This is a genomic window from Allorhizobium paknamense (genome assembly GCF_030815125.1).
GTDB classification, from domain to species: domain Bacteria; phylum Pseudomonadota; class Alphaproteobacteria; order Rhizobiales; family Rhizobiaceae; genus Allorhizobium; species Allorhizobium paknamense.
Window position 1 is genome coordinate 132,551 of record NZ_JAUSWH010000002.1, and the last position, 16,539, is coordinate 149,089.

General features: G+C 59.2%; 15 protein-coding genes. 6 read left to right on the forward strand and 9 right to left on the reverse strand.

Annotation, left to right across the window (positions count from 1 at the left end; translation table 11 throughout):
* Nucleotides 1-311: 311 nt before the first annotated feature.
* Both QO005_RS04100 and QO005_RS04105 read left to right on the forward strand, forming a co-directional pair.
* Nucleotides 312-767 (forward strand): tRNA (cytidine(34)-2'-O)-methyltransferase, encoded by a 456-nt coding sequence (locus QO005_RS04100; protein ID WP_307157068.1) that lies wholly within the window; start codon nucleotides 312-314, stop codon nucleotides 765-767.
* 198 nt (nucleotides 768-965) lie between these two features.
* Nucleotides 966-2,273 carry a cell envelope biogenesis protein OmpA gene (locus QO005_RS04105; protein ID WP_307156715.1) on the forward strand — a complete coding sequence of 436 codons (1,308 nt, stop codon included), beginning with the start codon at nucleotides 966-968 and terminating at the stop codon, nucleotides 2,271-2,273.
* A gap of 175 nt (nucleotides 2,274-2,448) precedes the next feature.
* Here the strand turns inward: QO005_RS04105 and QO005_RS04110 are convergent, their stop codons facing one another.
* The 4 genes from QO005_RS04110 to ychF form a co-directional block, all read right to left on the reverse strand.
* Entirely contained in the window at nucleotides 2,449-2,925 is a 477-nt protein-coding gene (locus tag QO005_RS04110) for a glutathione peroxidase (protein WP_307156716.1), read from the reverse strand.
* On the reverse strand, nucleotides 2,909-3,394 hold the full coding sequence (locus QO005_RS04115) for a MaoC/PaaZ C-terminal domain-containing protein (RefSeq protein ID WP_307156717.1): 486 nt from the start codon (nucleotides 3,392-3,394) through the stop codon (nucleotides 2,909-2,911). Before QO005_RS04115 ends, QO005_RS04110 begins: the two co-directional genes overlap by 17 nt.
* A complete protein-coding gene (locus tag QO005_RS04120; protein ID WP_307156718.1) occupies nucleotides 3,381-3,857 on the reverse strand; it encodes a MaoC family dehydratase in 477 nt (158 codons plus the stop codon). Before QO005_RS04120 ends, QO005_RS04115 begins: the two co-directional genes overlap by 14 nt.
* A 163-nt stretch (nucleotides 3,858-4,020) precedes the next feature.
* Nucleotides 4,021-5,124, reverse strand: coding sequence for a redox-regulated ATPase YchF (gene ychF / locus QO005_RS04125; RefSeq protein ID WP_307156719.1), 1,104 nt, complete (start codon nucleotides 5,122-5,124; stop codon nucleotides 4,021-4,023).
* A 216-nt stretch (nucleotides 5,125-5,340) separates the two neighbouring features.
* Here ychF and clpS point away from each other — a divergent pair, with 216 nt between their 5' ends.
* Nucleotides 5,341-5,652 carry an ATP-dependent Clp protease adapter ClpS gene (gene clpS, locus QO005_RS04130; protein WP_307156720.1) on the forward strand — a complete coding sequence of 104 codons (312 nt, stop codon included), beginning with the start codon at nucleotides 5,341-5,343 and terminating at the stop codon, nucleotides 5,650-5,652.
* Between the two features lie 243 nt (nucleotides 5,653-5,895).
* Nucleotides 5,896-7,728: a HAMP domain-containing methyl-accepting chemotaxis protein gene (locus QO005_RS04135; protein ID WP_307156721.1), complete on the forward strand. Its 1,833-nt coding sequence runs from the start codon at nucleotides 5,896-5,898 to the stop codon at nucleotides 7,726-7,728.
* A 10-nt stretch (nucleotides 7,729-7,738) separates the two neighbouring features.
* On the opposite strand, the gene QO005_RS04140 is transcribed toward QO005_RS04135, so the two are convergent.
* The 5 genes from QO005_RS04140 to QO005_RS04160 all read right to left on the reverse strand — a co-directional run bounded on the left by QO005_RS04140 (nucleotide 7,739) and on the right by QO005_RS04160 (nucleotide 13,538).
* A complete protein-coding gene (locus QO005_RS04140; protein ID WP_307156722.1) occupies nucleotides 7,739-8,215 on the reverse strand; it encodes a GNAT family N-acetyltransferase in 477 nt (158 codons plus the stop codon).
* Between the two features lie 3 nt (nucleotides 8,216-8,218).
* Nucleotides 8,219-8,932, reverse strand: coding sequence for an aminoacyl-tRNA hydrolase (pth, locus tag QO005_RS04145; RefSeq protein ID WP_307156723.1), 714 nt, complete (start codon nucleotides 8,930-8,932; stop codon nucleotides 8,219-8,221).
* A gap of 67 nt (nucleotides 8,933-8,999) precedes the next feature.
* On the reverse strand, nucleotides 9,000-9,746 hold the full coding sequence (locus tag QO005_RS04150; protein WP_307156724.1) for a substrate-binding periplasmic protein: 747 nt from the start codon (nucleotides 9,744-9,746) through the stop codon (nucleotides 9,000-9,002).
* Between the two features lie 324 nt (nucleotides 9,747-10,070).
* Entirely contained in the window at nucleotides 10,071-12,440 is a 2,370-nt protein-coding gene (locus QO005_RS04155) for an EAL domain-containing protein (protein WP_370878007.1), read from the reverse strand.
* Between the two features lie 498 nt (nucleotides 12,441-12,938).
* Entirely contained in the window at nucleotides 12,939-13,538 is a 600-nt protein-coding gene (locus QO005_RS04160) for a 50S ribosomal protein L25/general stress protein Ctc (protein ID WP_307156726.1), read from the reverse strand.
* 250 nt (nucleotides 13,539-13,788) lie between these two features.
* Between QO005_RS04160 and QO005_RS04165 the strand changes: the two genes are divergently transcribed.
* Both QO005_RS04165 and adh read left to right on the forward strand, forming a co-directional pair.
* On the forward strand, nucleotides 13,789-14,745 hold the full coding sequence (locus QO005_RS04165) for a helix-turn-helix domain-containing protein (protein WP_307156727.1): 957 nt from the start codon (nucleotides 13,789-13,791) through the stop codon (nucleotides 14,743-14,745).
* A gap of 257 nt (nucleotides 14,746-15,002) precedes the next feature.
* Nucleotides 15,003-16,517, forward strand: a complete 1,515-nt coding sequence (gene adh / locus QO005_RS04170; protein WP_307156728.1) for an aldehyde dehydrogenase — start codon at nucleotides 15,003-15,005, stop codon at nucleotides 16,515-16,517.
* Nucleotides 16,518-16,539: the final 22 nt, after the last annotated feature.

Sequence of the window (16,539 nt, forward strand, 5' to 3'; positions counted from 1 at the left end):
ATCCGTGAAGGGATAGGCGGGGAAATGATCCCCGGACGTTACAGGAGAAAAGGACCGGCTTCCAAAACGCCTTCAGGCGTGGCGCACTCGATCGGGAAACCACATCGCGCGCGGGAAGCGTGTCCAAAGAATTACATTCATCCGGGCCTCCCTCGTTTGCGGTTGACAGTACGGTTTTGAATAAAGGCGTTATCGGCAAAATAAAAGCCGCAATCTGCCCGTTGTGCGGATGCCGGCAGACTGTTGCTTATTGACAACAGCAAACGGCATAGGCTCTGGTGCGGAAACCGGAAATCGGCTACCACCGCGCCATGTCAAACCTGCGCATCGCCCTTTACCAGCCCGATATTCCCGGCAATACCGGCACGATCCTGAGATTGGCGGCCTGTCTTGGCCTTCAGGTGGATATTATCGAGCCTGCGGGCTTTGTGCTGTCCGACAAGAACCTGCGGCGGGCGGGCATGGACTATCTGGCCAGCGTCACCATGACGCGGCATGTCAACTGGAACCGTTTCGATGACTGGCGGGTTGGTGAGGGCCGAAGGCTGGTGCTGGCCTCGACCAAGGCGGCCAGTCCCTATTGGGATTTTGCTTTCCGGCCCGATGACGTGCTGCTGTTCGGACGGGAAAGCGCAGGCGTGCCGGATGATGTGCATGACAAGGCGGATGCCCGCATCCTCATTCCCATGGTGGAGGGGCAGCGGTCCATCAATGTCGCCATGTCGGCGGCGATGATCGCGGGCGAGGCGCTGCGTCAGACGCGGTGATTTCGCCTCATCTGCATTTCGTCAAAGAAGTGTAGCGCAATCTGATGTAATCTCATCCTGATTATCGCGATCCGCCGCGGCAGACGTCGCGGTCCTTCTGCGGGTCGGTTGTGTTGTTTGCGTGAATCCTGTTTTATAGGTTGCATATTTGCTGATCCGATTTTATGTTGCAGCGCAGCAAAATACGGGGAGAAAAGCATGTTCGATACAGCCTTCACCTTCGGCCTGACCCAATTTGCCCGAAGCCTGTCCTTTCCGGAGCGGCTGCAGAATCGCCCCTTTCGTAACGCGGCGCTGGAGCCCTGGCGCTGGCGCAATACGGGCCTCGATGCGCTGTTTTACGATATCAAGGCGCTGACGGCGGAAGAAACCTTCTACATCAGCGACAGCCTGGCGGCGGAAGGGCTGATCATGATCGTGCCGCCGAGCGGCCAGGGCATGCTGACGCTATGCGACAGCCTGGATGAATATCTGTTGCGCGGTGGCCGTCAGGTCCGGGCGCTGGCGGTGGCCGGTATTGGCGGTTCCGCCATTGGGGCCGCGGCTTTTGCCCGCAATATCGCCAATGCGCTGGATGCGCCGGTGGCGGCTGTGGTTTCCGGCTATGGGCTGGGCGACGTGGTGACGGAGGCCATGGGCGGGCTGTTCTTCTTCGGCCCGCTCGGCTTTCTGCGCAACAGTTTCGAAGCCATCGACGACATGGTCGGTCGCCCGCAATTCGGTGCCTATCACCGCCGCATGGCCGCGATGGGTGAGCCCCGGCGCGCCAGCCTCGACGCCGATACGGTAGAGGCCTTGCTTGGCCATGAAAGCCTGCGTTTTGACGTGATCGCCACTCATTCCAAGGGTAGCCGCACGGTGTCCGAGGCGCTTTCCGCTTTGGAAAAGGCCGATCCGGCCCGGCTGGCCGACCGGCTTGGCCATAGCCTGATCGTCACCTTCGGCGCCCGCGCCGCCCTTCCGGCGGCAGTGCCCCCGGCGCTGGCGGTGATGGGAGAGCTGGACTGGTATGGCGAGATCAATTCCAGCACCGGCGCGGCGAGCCTGACGCGGGTTGCGCTGTCTGGCCACTCCACCAACACCGATGTTCCGGGCGCCTTGCGGGTGACGGCGTTGATGCGGGAGATTCTGGCCTCACGCAGCAGCACGGAAGAGGTGGAGGAAACCGTTTCTGCCGCCGTGATCGACTTGCCTGTCGTTGCGGCTGAACCCGTTGCCGAAGTGGTCGAGCCCGAGCCTGTGCAACAGGACGCCGCTCAGGAGGATGCAAAGCCAGCGGAGACGCCCGAAGCGGTTGTCGAGGCTGAAGCCGCGCCGGTGATCAGCCAGGCAGCGGAGCCTGAACCCGAACCCGTGTTGGAGGCCATCGCCGCCGTAGCTGAGGTAGAGCCCGTGCCCGCTGCCGTCGATCCGGTTGTTCCGCCTGTTGCTGCAGCCAAGCCTGTTGCAGTGCCGCCACCGGCCAAGGGGCGCGGGAAGCCTCGCTCGCCGCGTCGCAGGCGTTGATGAAAAGGGCAAGGCTTAGAGCGTTTGAATGTTTCACGGAAACATTCAAACGCTCTAACTCTTTGTTTTTACGCATTTCCAGGCGGAAAACCGGATTCCACTTTTCCTGGAAATGCTCTAGGCGCCTTTGTCCCTCAAGGCATGCCGGTCAATAAGAGTTGGTAAAGGCCCTCGATCAAAGGGCCTTTTCGATATCCTTCTCAATCTCTTCCGGCTTGGTCATCGGCGCATAGCGGGCAAGGGGCGCGCCGTCGCGGCCCACCAGGAATTTCGTGAAATTCCACTTGATCGCTTCGGTGCCGAGAATGCCGGGCACTTCATGCGTCAGATATTTGTAAAGCGGGTGCGCGTCCGCGCCATTGACGTCGACCTTCGAAAACATCGGAAAGCTGACCTGATAGTTCAGGTCGCAAAAGGTTGCGATCTCGGCTTCCGTTCCCGGCTCCTGACCGCCGAACTGATTGCAGGGAAAGCCCAGCACCACCAGATCGTTGCCGAAGCGTTGCTGCAGTTTTTCCAGTCCCTCATATTGCGGCGTCAGCCCGCATTTGCTGGCGGTGTTGACGATCAGCAGCAGCTTGCCGGCGAAGTCGGAGAGCTTGCGCTCTTCACCCTTGATGTCGCGAGCGGAAAAATCATGCACGTTCATCATCGCTCTCCTGTTCCAGAACCATGCTGGTAAAGCGCAGCACGCTTTCGCCCTTCTGGTTTTCGCCTTCGGCAATGCTGGTGTTCAGCCGCCAGCCGGGGCGGGAGTTCAGCCTGCGGGTTTCGCTGGCCGTCAGGAAATAGGTGACCTCATCGCCTGCAAACACCGGCTTGCCCCAGACCATATCCTTGAAGCCCGGGGAGGGGCCAAGCACCGGCGGCGTACCGCCTGATGCGGAAATTTCCGCGCATTTGCGCGTCCAGTACCCATAGAACACCCGCATCCAGGAGGAAGACGTGTGCCAGCCTGAGGCGCAAAGCGCCCCGAACACGAAATTGCGCGCCGCTTCCGGATCGGTATGGAAGGGCTGCGGATCATAGGTGCGGGCAAAGCGCAGGATGTCGTCGCTGCTGAACTGGCGGGTGCCGAGCAGAATGCGTTCTCCGGCGGGAAAAACATCAAGCATGCGCATTGGCGTCTCCTCCTGCCTTGGTCCGCATCATCACCGCATTGCGGCAGGCGCAGACCAGTTCCCCGGCCTGATTTTCCAGCTCATGGCGGAAGGTGACGATGCCGAGTTGCGGACGGGAACGGCTGATGCGCGCTTCCTCGACAATGGAACGGCCTTGCAGCGTGTCGCCCGCCAGCACCGGCTTCTTCCATTCCACGAATTCGATGCCGGGCGCGCCCTGGCAACTGGAGCGCAGGATATAGCTGTCGCACATCATCCGCATCAGCATGGAGGCGGTGTGCCAGCCGGAGGCGGCAAGCCCGCCGAGGAGGCTTGCCTTGCCATCTTCTTCGGAAAGATGCATCGGCTGCGGATCGAATTCCCGGGCGAAGGAGATGATCTCTTCCGCCGTGACGTGTTTGGGTCCCAGGGCGAGGCTTACTCCTGGCGTAAAGTCCTCGAAATAAAGGCGATCCTCTGGCACTTTTTCCTCCGCATGCTGTGCTATCGGATTACAGCGTCGAACCGGCCGGTTCAACGGAAAATTGATCCTTGTCCAAAATGGGTCAAGACGGACAGGCCTGAAATCAGAAAAGCAAAAGCCGCCCTTTGGCAAGGACGGCTTTTGTAAATCGGCGCTCAGATCATCAGGTGTTGAAGCGGAAGTGGATGACGTCGCCATCCTGCACGACATATTCCTTGCCTTCGTCGCGGGCCTTGCCTGCTTCCTTCGCGCCCACCTCGCCATTGTACTGGATGAAATCCTCGTAGGCGATGGTGTTGGCGCGGATGAAGCCGCGCTCGAAATCCGAGTGGATGACGCCTGCGGCCTGCGGGGCCTTGGTGCCGCGCTTGATCGTCCAGGCGCGGCATTCCTTTGGGCCAACGGTGAAATAGGTGATGAGGTCGAGCAGCTTGTAGCCGGCGCGGATCAGGCGGTCGAGGCCTGCTTCATCCAGCCCCAGTTCCGCAAGGAATTCAGCGGATTCTTCATCCGGCAATTGCGCCACTTCCGCTTCGATGGCGGCGGAAATCACCACGGTTTCAGCGCCTTGCGCCTTGGCCATTTTTGCGACTGCCGCCGTGTGGCTGTTGCCGGTGGCGGCATCGCCTTCCGCGACGTTGCAGACATAGAGAACCGGATGGGCCGTCAGCAGGTTCAGTCCCTGCAGAATGCGGATTTCTTCCGCATCCAGCGTTTTCAGCAGGGTGCGCACCGGCTTGCCTTCGTTGAGCAGCTTCAGCGAGGCTTCCATGATCGGCAGTTGCGCCATGGACTCCTTGTCCTTGCCGGTGGCGCGCTTGCGGGTCTGTTCGGTGCGGCGCTCCAGGCTTTCCAGATCAGCCAGCATCAGCTCGGTCTCGATGGTTTCGGCATCGGCCACGGGATCGATCCGGCCTTCGACATGGGTGATGTCGGTGTCTTCAAAGCAGCGCAGCACATGCACCACGGCATCCACTTCGCGGATATTGGCGAGGAACTGGTTGCCCAGTCCTTCACCCTTGGAGGCGCCGCGCACCAGACCGGCAATATCCACGAAGGAAATGCGGGTGGGGATGATTTCCTTGGACTTGGCGATATCCGCCAGCTTCTTCATGCGCGGATCCGGCACGGCCACTTCGCCGGTGTTCGGCTCGATGGTGCAGAAGGGATAGTTTGCCGCCTGGGCGGCTGCCGTCTTGGTCAGCGCGTTGAACAGGGTGGATTTGCCGACATTCGGCAGGCCCACGATACCGCATTTGAAGCCCATGGTTTCATTCCGTCGCGTGCGAGATAATCTTTGCCTTGCCTATGGGGGAAGGGGCGGCGCGGGTCAAGGCATGATCCGTATATTGGCCGTGAAGCACGTCCGCGGTCGTGCTGTGGTCTTTAGTTTCTACGCTTTTCCTGCAAATGCTCTGGACGGTTTTCCTTCGCACTGCATCGCACTATATTCATGCTTTCTCCCGCAATAATGAGGCCCGCCATGCCGGACAAGAATGTTGTCCTGAAGCCGAAGCTTGAAACCACGCCCAAGCTGGAAAAGCCAAAGCTTTACAAGGTCATTCTGCACAATGACGATTATACGCCGCGCGAATTCGTGACGGTGGTGCTGAAGGCTGTTTTCCGCATGAGCGAGGAAACCGGCCACCGCGTGATGATGACCGCACACAAGTTCGGCTCTGCCGTGGTGGTCGTCTGTCAGAAGGATATTGCCGAAACCAAGTCCAAGGAAGCCAATGATCTGGCCAAGCAGGCCGGTTTTCCGCTGCTGTTTACCACCGAGCCGGAGGAATGAACGCTCTGGGAGAAGTCCGAATATAAACCAAAAGGTGATTGCGCTATCATTAAAGCAACCAGGAATTTATTTTCCTTCTTATACATAGACATGATAAATGTATAATATAATAGACTGCAAATAATGTAAAAAATTGTATTTTTTCTTTTTCATAACATATTGGTTGAGTGATTTTAAGCTTTTCTTCATTAGCAGAAACATAACTCGGCCAACCGTTTTTTATTTCTTCATGGGAAGTTTTCAGTGAAAAATCTCCAGATCAAGACTGCCATGCCGGGCATTTTCGGCCTCATCCTGCTGCTGACCCTGCTGATGGGTTTCATGGCGATCACCGGCCTTGCCAAGACCCACAAGGCAACGGAGGATCTGGCGATGAACTGGATGCCCAGCATTGCGGTGGTCGGGACGATCAATACCAATATCTCGGATCTCAGGGTTGCGGAAAGCTCCCGCCTGCTGGCGACCACTCCCGAAAGTATCCAACGCGCGGAGACCGATATCACGGACGTTCTCGCCGATTTCAGGAAGAATCAGAAGATCTATGAACCTTTGATTTCCTCCGATGCGGAGCGAAACTCCTATCAGGAGTTCCTTGCGTCCTGGGCGGAGTATTTCAAACTGCATGAGGCATTCATCGCGCTTATCCGCGATAACCACATGGAGGCCGCCACCGCGCTCTTCAAAGGCGATATGCTGACGGTGTTCGACAGAATGTCGGATGTTCCAGACCGGTTGTTGGCATTGAACAATGAAGGTGGGCAGGATTCTTTTGCCGAAAGCTCCAAAAGCTACCGCAATACGGAGTTGCTGACCTATTCTTCGCTGGCTGGGGTGCTGGTCACGTTGCTGCTCTCAACGGTTTTTGTTCTGCGATCGATCACCGCTCCCATCGGCAGGATTACCGAATCCATGGCGCAATTGGCCGCAGGCGATACCGGCACGGCGGTTCCCTTTGCCGGGCGCAAGGATGAGATCGGCGCCATGGCCGCTGCGGTCGAGGTGTTCCGTCAGGCCGCTCTCAACACTATCCGGCTGGAATCCGAAGCCGCCACCGCCCAGGCTGAGCGCGAGGCGCTGGAGGCCGAAAGCCGTCAGCGCAAGGAGGAAGAGGCCCGGCAACTGGCGTTTGCCACGAAAAATCTGGCGGAGGGGCTGGACCATCTGGCGAGCGGCGACCTGACCTACCAGATCGCCCAGCCCTTCGCCGAGGCTTACGATGTGCTGCGGCAGGATTTCAATCGCTCGGTCCAGCAACTGGCCGCGACGCTGGGCGAGATCGTGGTGGCGATTGCCACGGTGGACGAGGGCACGCGGGAAATTTCCAGCGGCGCCACCGATTTGTCGAAGCGGACGGAGCAGCAGGCGGCAGCCCTTGAAGAAACCGCCGCAGCGCTGGAACAGATCACTGCCAATGTGCAGAACTCCAGCAAGCGCACTGAAGAGGCGCGCTCCGTGGCGGGCCATGCCAATGCCGCCGCCAGCGAATCCCTTGCCGTGGTGGGCCGGGCCGAAAGCGCCATGCGCAAGATCGAAGGATCTTCGCAGCAGATTTCCAATATCATCGGTGTGATCGATGAGATTGCCTTCCAGACCAATCTTCTGGCGCTGAATGCGGGCGTAGAGGCGGCGCGCGCCGGTGAGGCTGGCAAGGGCTTTGCCGTGGTGGCGCAGGAGGTGCGGGAACTTGCCCAGCGCTCGGCCACCGCCGCCAAGGAGATCAAGGCGCTCATCCATAATTCCGCGCAGGAAGTCAACGAAGGCGTGAGCCTCGTGCAGGGAGCAAGCGAGGCGTTGACCACGATCGGCAGCTTCATTGCCCAGATAAACGAGCACATGGAATCGATCGCCACGGCTGCCCGCGAGCAGTCAGTGGGCCTGACGCAGGTGAATGTTGCGGTCAACCAGATGGATCATACCACGCAGCAGAATGCGGCCATGGTGGAAGAAAGCTCCGCCGCTGCCAGCACGCTGGCCGCCACCGCCGCCCAGCTTCGCGATCTGGTCGGGCAGTTTTCGCTAACCTCTCAGAACGGTCGTCGCTCTGGCGTCCGCTATGCCGTCGCCAAGGCTGCCTGACCCATCCGGGTCAGGCCTGCCGCCGCACCTGATAGCCGGTTTTGTTCTGCACAAAGCCACAGCTTTCATAAAAACGATGAATGGACGCATCCGTGCGGCCAGTCAGCAGCATCGCTTTGTAGCATCCCGCCTGCCAGGCAGCCTCGATGGCATGAATAACCACGGCCTTGCCAAAGCCCTGACTGCGATGGCTCGTAAGACAGACGACATTTTCGATGAGTGCGTAGGGGCGCCCATTTCGGGTGAGATTGGGAATGACATTCAGCGTGGCGGTTGCCACGGCACCTTGCCCGCTTGACGCTACAAAGACAGTGAGGCCCGGATGGGCGAGCACACTCGCGAAGACAGGTCCGGCGGTTTCCAGTGACAGGCTGTCATCATCGCGGTTGAGTTCGCGGTAAAGCGCCAGCATGTCTGGAAGATCATCGGCCGTGGCCGGGCGGATGGGATGCATCAGGCCAAGGCTTTTGCCGTGATCATCTGGCATTGATCACTCCTTTTTATCACCGAACATCTTCTTCAACATCTCTGCCATCGGGCCGGTTTCCGGCAATTTCCTCGGCTGGGCAGCGTTGCGCGCCTGATGGATATGCGATCTTTGAGGTTTGGCCGGTTTCGGCTTTTCGTCCTCCGCCTTGCCGCCGGTGGCCAGTGCCAGCTTGTTCATCAACTGGCTGTCCTCTCCCCGCACCAGCATGTCGGCATTGCGGGCCAGCGCGTCCAGAAGCGGGTCCAGCCAGTCCTTGTCAGCCTTGGAAAAATCGCCCAGCACATGGCCCTGAACCCGGGATTTATCGCCTGGATGGCCGATTCCAAGCCGTAGCCGCCGATAGTTCAGGCCGCAATGGGCGTCCAGAGATTTGATGCCATTATGGCCGCCATGGCCGCCACCGGTCTTGATGCGGGCCTTGCCGGGGGCAAGGTCCAGTTCGTCATAGAGCACGATCAATTGTTCGGGACCGAGCTTGTAGAAACGCAGCGCCTCGCCCACGGCCTCGCCGGAGAGGTTCATATAGGTTTGAGGCTTGATCAGCAGCACTTTTTCACCGGCGATCGTGCCGTCGGAAATCTCGCCCTTGAACTTCTTCGACCATGGCGAGAAGCCATGGGCATCGTGGATGGCCTCCACGGCCATGAAGCCGATATTGTGACGGTTTCCGGCATATTGCGAGCCGGGATTGCCGAGGCCGGCGATAACGAGCATGGGGCGCATCCGCAGTGAACCAGTGGTCTTTGTTCACGACCTTGAAAACATCGGGATGTCAAGCTGTTTAGTTCAGCACTTCCATGCCGTACCGCACGAAGATCTCCCGCTGGCGGCCATCGGCGATGATCGCGTTGAGATTGGCCTGCATCTGGTTGATCAGGCTGTCGGGTACATGTTTGTTGCAGGCCACGGCGAATTTCTGCTCCGTTAACACGAACTGGCCTTTCAGCGGGTGGCCGTCGCGCTGCAATTTGGTGAGGAATTTCTCCGAAATCGGCATGAGGTCGATACGACCGCTTTCCAGCTTCTTGATTGTCAGATCCAGATTGGCGGCAAGATCGATCTTGGTGAAGCCATTCCGCTCCAGCAGGGCCTGGGTGTAATCGTCGCGCTGGGTTCCCACCGAGTAGCTGCGCGCCTCCTCGATGTTTTTAACCCTTAGCGCTGCATCGGCGCGGCTGACGACGATGTTGCGGTCAACGGCAAGCGGCTCCACCCATTTGAACAGGCCCTCGCGTTCGGGAATATGGGCCGTGGTGAAGACGCAGGTCATGGGATCGGTTTCCGCCAGGGCATAGGCACGCGCCCAAGGCATCATTTCCACCGTGTAGGAGGTGGAAATGCCCTGCATCATCATCACCACCTGCTCATAGCCCACGCCTTTGTAGGTGCCGTTTTCTGTAAAATTATAAGGAGGGTAATCCTCGGTGGTGAATTTCAGCGCATCCTCTGCGCTGGCAAGCGCGGGGCAGGCGAGCCCGGCGAGGAGGCAAACCAATCTGCGTATCGATAGTCTTGCGATTGCCGTCATGGCATCCTGGCCCTTTTCTGGAAAAACTCGACTCTATCCTGTGCTTGATGGCGCTACTGCATAAGTCCTTAAAACGGAATCGATTTAAGGAATTATGCAGTATATTTAAGGTGTTACAGCGTCCTTTGTGCGTTTGATAAAACGCACGGCGCTGTAATACGAAGAGTCATTGAAAATGACTCTTCGTATTCCCCTTTCGAATATCTCAAGCCATTGGTGCAGTTGAGATATTCGAAATTCTTTCAAGGCGAGGATGCGTTAGCATCTTCGAGCCTTGGTATAAGCAGCCATCGGGGCATGCCACTCTTTTGAACCGGTTCACTGTCAGGCGCGGAGCTTTGCACTTTGCTCTGTGAGAAAACGGTCCCGCAGTTCCTCGAAGGACAGCGGGCGGTCGAACAGATAGCCTTGCCCGTAATCCACGCCGATGGCGTTCAATTCCTGCCTTTGCACCTCCGTTTCCACGCCTTCGGCCACCACATGGCATTTCATCTTGTGGGAAATGGCGGCGATGCCTTCGATCAGCATGCGGCTGCGCTGGCGCAGTTCCTCGGTCTCGGCGGTGATGGCGCGGGTGAAGGACTGGTCGATCTTGATGATATTGACCGGGAAACGGCTGAGATAGCTGAGCGAGGAATAGCCGGTGCCGAAATCGTCAAGCGCGATGCGGCATCCGAACTGGCCGATCTTGCTGAGGATCATCTGGATCTGCGGATTGTCGTGCAGCAGCGTCGCCTCGGTGATTTCAATGATGATGCGCGCCGGATCGAGGTTGAACAGATGCACCGCACTGGCGAGCCACACTGGCAGGCTGGCATCGATCTGCAGGGGAGAGAGGTTCAGCGCCAGATAGGAACTGTGATCGCCGCTGATCAGCGACAATTCGGTGAAATGCTCCAGAGCCTTGCCGAAAACCTGCTTGCCAACCTCGTGGATCGCGCCGGTTTCCTCGGCGACATTGATGATGTCGAAGGGAGAGAGAACGCCCTTCGTCGGGTGGCGAAGCCGCATCAGCGCTTCATAACCGGCGACCCGGCCCGTTCCGATGTCGACGATGGGCTGCAGGAAGGCGTCGAACCAGTCATTCTCCAGGGCCTGATCGGTTATCAGCTCGATATCCGCCCGCTGTCTGGCGGTGCTGCCGATGCTGTCATCGAAGAGGCGCAGGCCGTTCTTGCCGTCGCGCTTGCGGTTATACATGGCCATATCGGCCTTCTGCAGCAATTCCTCCGCCGTTTCCGCGTGCTCGGGATAGAGCGCGATGCCGATGCTGGCGCTGAGCCGCGTGGCCATGCCCTTGACGACAAAGGGCTCATCGAACAGGGCGCAGATGTTTTCCGCGGCGGTGCGGGCTGTCTGCTCCGCCTTGGGGGAGCGCAGCAGGATTGCAAATTCATCGCCGCCGATGCGTGCGGCCACGGCCCCTTGCGGCAAGATCGGCAGGATGAGATCCACCAGCTTGCGCAGCGCCATATCGCCCGCATGATGGCCGAGATTGTCGTTGATCCACTTGAAGCGGTCGAGATCGACGAAAAGGCAGGCGAGCGAGCCGCCGTCACGGTCTGTTGCCTCGATTTGCGCCTGCAATGTCTGCTCGAAACCCTGCCGGTTCATCAGCCCGGTCAGGTGGTCGGTAATCGCCTGACGGCGATTGCGCGCTTCCGACTGCTTGAGCGCGGTCACATCCGTCATGACGCTGAGCGACAGGGTGCCGCCACCATGCTGCGGGGCGCGGGAGGATTCGACGATCAGCACGTCCATCACCCGACCATCGGCGCAGACGAATTTGGTCGTGCATTCCCAGCCCAGAATGTGATGGTCCATCCGGGTTTTGCGCTCGCGATAGGCCTCGCGCGCCTCGGCGTTGATCAGATCGGCAAAGGCCAGGCCGATGACGTTTTCCCGCCGGTAGCCGGTGGCCAGCAGCCAGTAATCGCTGACGCCGGTGATGCGATCATCGTGATCGACGGAAAACAGCATGGCCGGGGTGAAATTGTAGATATCGGTCGCCAGCTTGTGGGCATGCTTCAATTCGGACTCTTCTTCCTGAAGCTGCATCTGCATGGCATTGAAGCTCTGGGCCAGACGGCCCATCTCGTCCTGCGAATCCCAGTCCACAGAGTGGCGCGAGCCCAGCCGCCGGGTTGCCTCGATGGCGGCGGTCAATTTCAGCAGCGGCTTCATGATCATCAGCCGGTTGCCGAGGAGGGCGGCGGCAAAGATGATGCCGACCGCCAGCATGAAGATCAGCATGAAGATCGCATCGGTCCGCCGCAATTCGGTAAACAGCCCTTGCTTGCGGAACTGCACCCGAATGACGCCGACTTCCTTCGGGCCTTCGATATGACGGTAGACGATCGGCCGCGACAGTGTGGTCAGGTCTTCATGGGCGGGCGCGATGCTTGGAAAGGCCACATCGATATCGCCGGTCATGTCGCGCACTTCCACCCGCACGATATCCCGGTTGGAAATGATGGTGGCGGTGATCTGCTTGACGCTTTCGGCGTCGAAATCCCAAAGCGGCTTGGCCAGCGCCTGCGCATTGGCTGTGAGAAGCAGCGAAACGGTGTTTTCCAGCTGCGCGGACGCCCGCTCGGAGGAAACGGCCAGAAGCAGAATGAACAGGGGAACGATGCAAACGAAAACCGTGCCGCCGACAATGGCGAGAAAGCGTTTTTCCACGGAGCGCGGCATCATGGCTGTGGTCTCCCGGCGTCATGCAGGAGAGCGCTACCATATAACATGGCAGGCAAGCACATAGCCGCTGAAAAGAACGATCCTGCGCGGATCAATTGCCTCTGCATTCCGCCTTACCCCTCGAACCCCACGAAGCCATGGCTTTGCTTGGATCGCAGCCTGGCTTTTCGTTTTTGTCTGACGCGAACGGCGACATGCTGGCAAGCGTGCCCGTCCGTGTTCGGGATCATGCTGTTCAAAGCTTCGTGGCCCTGCCGCCTGCATCCCCGCGACGCTTGAAGCAAGGCCAGAACGTATCCTGCCTGCCCCCACGCCTTTCTGCGTTTTGGGGCGAGCATGCCATCCATATCTTAATGCAGGTTGAATTCCGCCCAAATTTAACAGCGGCCTTTTAGCTGAAATTTAATAAAAAAACCCGCCTGGAAGGGCGGGTTTTCAAACGGATGCAGCGATCACGCCTGACAATCAAGGATTGGCAGGCGTGGCTGTCGTTTCTTATTCTTCAGCCGGAGCTTCTTCTTCAACGCCAGCTGCCGGGGCAACGATGGTGGCGATGGTGAAGTCGCGGTCGGCGATGACCGGGGAGGTGCCGGCGGGCAGCTTGACAGCGGAAATATGCACGCTGTCGCCAACCTTCAGGCCTTCGAGGTCAACGGTGATGAATTCCGGGATGTTGGAGGCCGGAACATGCAGTTCGACTTCGTGACGAACGATGTTGAGAACGGCGCCGGTCTTGATGGCGGACTTCTCTTCGTTCACGAAGTGAACCGGAACGGCAACCGTGACTTCGCTGTTGGCGGACACGCGCAGGAAATCGATGTGCATGGTGAAATCGCGCACCGGATCCAGCTGATAATCCTTCGGCAGCACGCGGATCTTTTCGCCGTTGAGGTCGATGATCGCAACCGTGGTCATGAAACCGCCGGCGTGAATGCGCTTCGTCACCTCGTTGGTGTTGAGCGCGATGGAAACGGGGGCCTGCTTGTCACCATAGATGACAGCGGGAATGGAACCGTTGCGGCGAAGTTCACGGGAGGACCCCTTACCAACCCGTTCGCGTGCGACGGCCTTGAGCTCGTAAGATGCGTGGCTCATGGCTTTTCCTTTTCAATGTTACTGGAGAGCCCGGGGCTCGCGCCTGATCCGGACTTGAAGCAATGAAATGTCACGGCTTCATCCGCGTTGCCTCCAAGGGTGTCTACGCGGACGGGCGCTCCTTACAGGAGATCACCCGGAAACGCAAGCGCTGCCCCTGGAAACATCTGCTCCCAGAAACAGGTGATTGCCATAGCGGCTGCAACCGGTCATGATGGCATCAAGATGTCGTCTGCTTTGGGAGGAGCAAATGAACGTCGCGCACAAGCATTCCGACAAGGTTTATTCCGTGGCGCTGGAAGGCTCAAGGGCCGCCAGTTCGCCCATTGCCGCCTCGTGGCGGCGCTGCCTCGATCTTCACCACCTGACCCCTGACGAACGCCGAAGCCCGCAAACGCTGGAGGAGGCTGAATTTCGCCGCATGCGTGAGCGCATGGCCCATCTCGTCAGCGCCAGTTCCGATGAGATCGACCGGCTTTTCACCATGGTCGGACGATCAGGCTGCTGCCTCGTCCTGGCGGATCGTCATGGCGTGGTGCTGGAGCGGCGGGGCGTTGCCGGCGATGACAAGGATTTCCACCGTCTCGGCCTCTGGCAGCAGGCGGTGTGGAGCGAGGCGAGCGCCGGCACTAACGGTATCGGTACGGCGCTGGCCGACGAGCGGGCGGTGACCATTCATCGCGAGCAGCATTTTCTGTCCGCCAATATCGCCTTGAGCTGCGCCACCGCGCCCATTCGCGATCATCTGGGGCAGGTGACGGCAGCGCTCGATATTTCCACCTGCCGCAACGATGTCACGGATCTGACGCTCGCCATGCTGTCACAGGCTGTGCGCGATGCGGCATTGCGGGTGGAAACCAACCTGTTCCGCCTGGCTTTTCCAAAGGCCCGCATCGTCATGCTGCCCAATGCAGGATCGCCCTCAGCGCTTTTGGCGGTGGATGGCGACGATCTCATTCTCGGCGCCACACGCTCCGCCCGGCAGGCCTTGCAGATCGATGATCAGGCCATTGCCCGCGGCCTTCCTGCCTCGGATGCGCTGCACGAACGGCGCGGGGAGGAGGGCTCCGATCTTCTGGAGGCGGAGCGGGCAGCTCTCAGGCGCGTGTTGTCGCGCACCGGCGGCAACGTATCCCAAGCCGCCCAGCTTCTCGGCATCAGCCGGGCGACGCTTCATCGCAAGATCAAGCGGCTGGAACTGCATTAGAGTATGTCGCGCAAAAGTGTGCAGCGGTTTTGCGATAACGACATGCGTTAAACCAAGAAAGTAAAGCACGTTGCATGAGGCTGATAAGCCGCAACGGGCTTTAGGGTGTTTCGGTGGTTCTAAGCAGCAGACCACTGTCGCAGCGTTGAGACAGTGTGCGTTGCGGTATTCCCGGCCTGGACTGTTCACGGCCGGCTTTCGGTTGGATCATCCCGCCCAAGGTTCCGCAAGGAACTGTTCATTCGGGAGGAAACACAATGAACATTCAGGTTCAGAACATCGCCAGCAGTCCGTTCAAGCTGAAATACGGCAATTTCATCGGCGGCGATTGGCGGGAGCCGGTGGGCGGGCGCTATTTCGAGAACACGACGCCGGTGACCGGTGGCAAGCTCTGCGACGTGGCGCGCTCGGATGAGCGGGATATCAATCTGGCGCTCGATGCCGCCCATGCCGCAAAGGATAAATGGGGCCGCACCTCGGTGACGGAGCGCGCCAATATTCTCAACAAGATCGCCGACCGGATGGAAAGCAATCTGGAACTTCTGGCGCGCGCCGAAACCTGGGATAACGGCAAGCCGCTGCGCGAAACCATGGCAGCCGACATTCCTCTCGCCATCGATCATTTCCGCTATTTTGCCGCCTGCGTGCGTTCGCAGGAAGGCTCGATCGGTGAGATCGACCACGATACCGTCGCCTATCATTTCCATGAGCCGCTCGGCGTCGTCGGCCAAATCATTCCCTGGAACTTCCCCATTCTCATGGCCGCCTGGAAGCTCGCGCCCGCACTGGCCGCCGGCAACTGCGTGGTGCTTAAGCCTGCCGAACAGACCCCGTCCTCCATTCTCGTCTGGGCTGAACTGGTGGGCGACCTTTTGCCGCCGGGCGTTCTCAATATCGTCAACGGCTTCGGCCTCGAGGCTGGCAAGCCGCTTGCCTCCAGCCCGCGCATCGCCAAGATCGCCTTTACCGGCGAGACCTCGACGGGCCGCCTGATCATGCAATATGCCAGCCAGAACCTGATCCCCGTGACGCTGGAACTGGGCGGCAAGTCTCCCAACATCTTCTTCGCCGATGTGATGAACGAGGATGACGACTTCCTCGACAAGGCGCTCGAAGGTTTCGCCATGTTCGCCCTCAACCAGGGTGAGGTCTGCACCTGCCCCAGCCGTGCGCTGGTGCATGAAAAGATCTACGATCGCTTCATGGAAAAGGCCGTCAAGCGTGTGGAAGCCGTGGTGCAGGGTCATCCGCTGGAGATGTCCACCATGATCGGGGCGCAGGCCTCCAGCGAGCAACTCGAAAAAATTCTCTCCTATATCGATATCGGCAAGCAGGAAGGGGCGGAAGTGCTGACCGGCGGCTACCGCAATGACCTCGGCGGTGACCTGGCGGGCGGCTATTACGTCAAGCCCACGGTGTTCCGCGGTCATAACAAAATGCGCATCTTCCAGGAGGAAATCTTCGGGCCGGTGGTCTCTGTCACCACCTTCAAGGATGAGGCGGACGCGCTGGCCATCGCCAATGACACGCTTTACGGCCTCGGCGCCGGTGTCTGGAGCCGTGACGCCAATACCTGCTACCGCTTTGGCCGCAATATCCAAGCCGGACGCGTCTGGACCAATTGCTACCACGCCTATCCGGCCCATGCGGCCTTCGGCGGCTACAAGCAGTCCGGTATCGGCCGCGAAACCCATAAGATGATGCTGGACCATTATCAGCAGACCAAGAACATGCTGGTGAGCTACAGCCCGAAGGCGCTTGGGTTCTTCTAAAATCCGGGCGTCCAGACGGCGC

Coding starts and splice junctions, on each gene's coding strand:
- QO005_RS04155 (WP_370878007.1), bottom strand. CDS start 12,440: ATGCCGCGCTCCGTGGAAAAACGCTTTCTCGCCATTGTCGGCGGCACG.
- QO005_RS04100 (WP_307157068.1), top strand. CDS start 312: ATGTCAAACCTGCGCATCGCCCTTTACCAGCCCGATATTCCCGGCAAT.
- pth (WP_307156723.1), bottom strand. CDS start 8,932: ATGCTCGTTATCGCCGGCCTCGGCAATCCCGGCTCGCAATATGCCGGA.
- QO005_RS04165 (WP_307156727.1), top strand. CDS start 13,789: ATGAACGTCGCGCACAAGCATTCCGACAAGGTTTATTCCGTGGCGCTG.
- clpS (WP_307156720.1), top strand. CDS start 5,341: ATGCCGGACAAGAATGTTGTCCTGAAGCCGAAGCTTGAAACCACGCCC.
- QO005_RS04140 (WP_307156722.1), bottom strand. CDS start 8,215: ATGCCAGATGATCACGGCAAAAGCCTTGGCCTGATGCATCCCATCCGC.
- QO005_RS04150 (WP_307156724.1), bottom strand. CDS start 9,746: ATGACGGCAATCGCAAGACTATCGATACGCAGATTGGTTTGCCTCCTC.
- QO005_RS04160 (WP_307156726.1), bottom strand. CDS start 13,538: ATGAGCCACGCATCTTACGAGCTCAAGGCCGTCGCACGCGAACGGGTT.
- QO005_RS04105 (WP_307156715.1), top strand. CDS start 966: ATGTTCGATACAGCCTTCACCTTCGGCCTGACCCAATTTGCCCGAAGC.
- adh (WP_307156728.1), top strand. CDS start 15,003: ATGAACATTCAGGTTCAGAACATCGCCAGCAGTCCGTTCAAGCTGAAA.
- QO005_RS04110 (WP_307156716.1), bottom strand. CDS start 2,925: ATGATGAACGTGCATGATTTTTCCGCTCGCGACATCAAGGGTGAAGAG.
- QO005_RS04115 (WP_307156717.1), bottom strand. CDS start 3,394: ATGCGCATGCTTGATGTTTTTCCCGCCGGAGAACGCATTCTGCTCGGC.
- ychF (WP_307156719.1), bottom strand. CDS start 5,124: ATGGGCTTCAAATGCGGTATCGTGGGCCTGCCGAATGTCGGCAAATCC.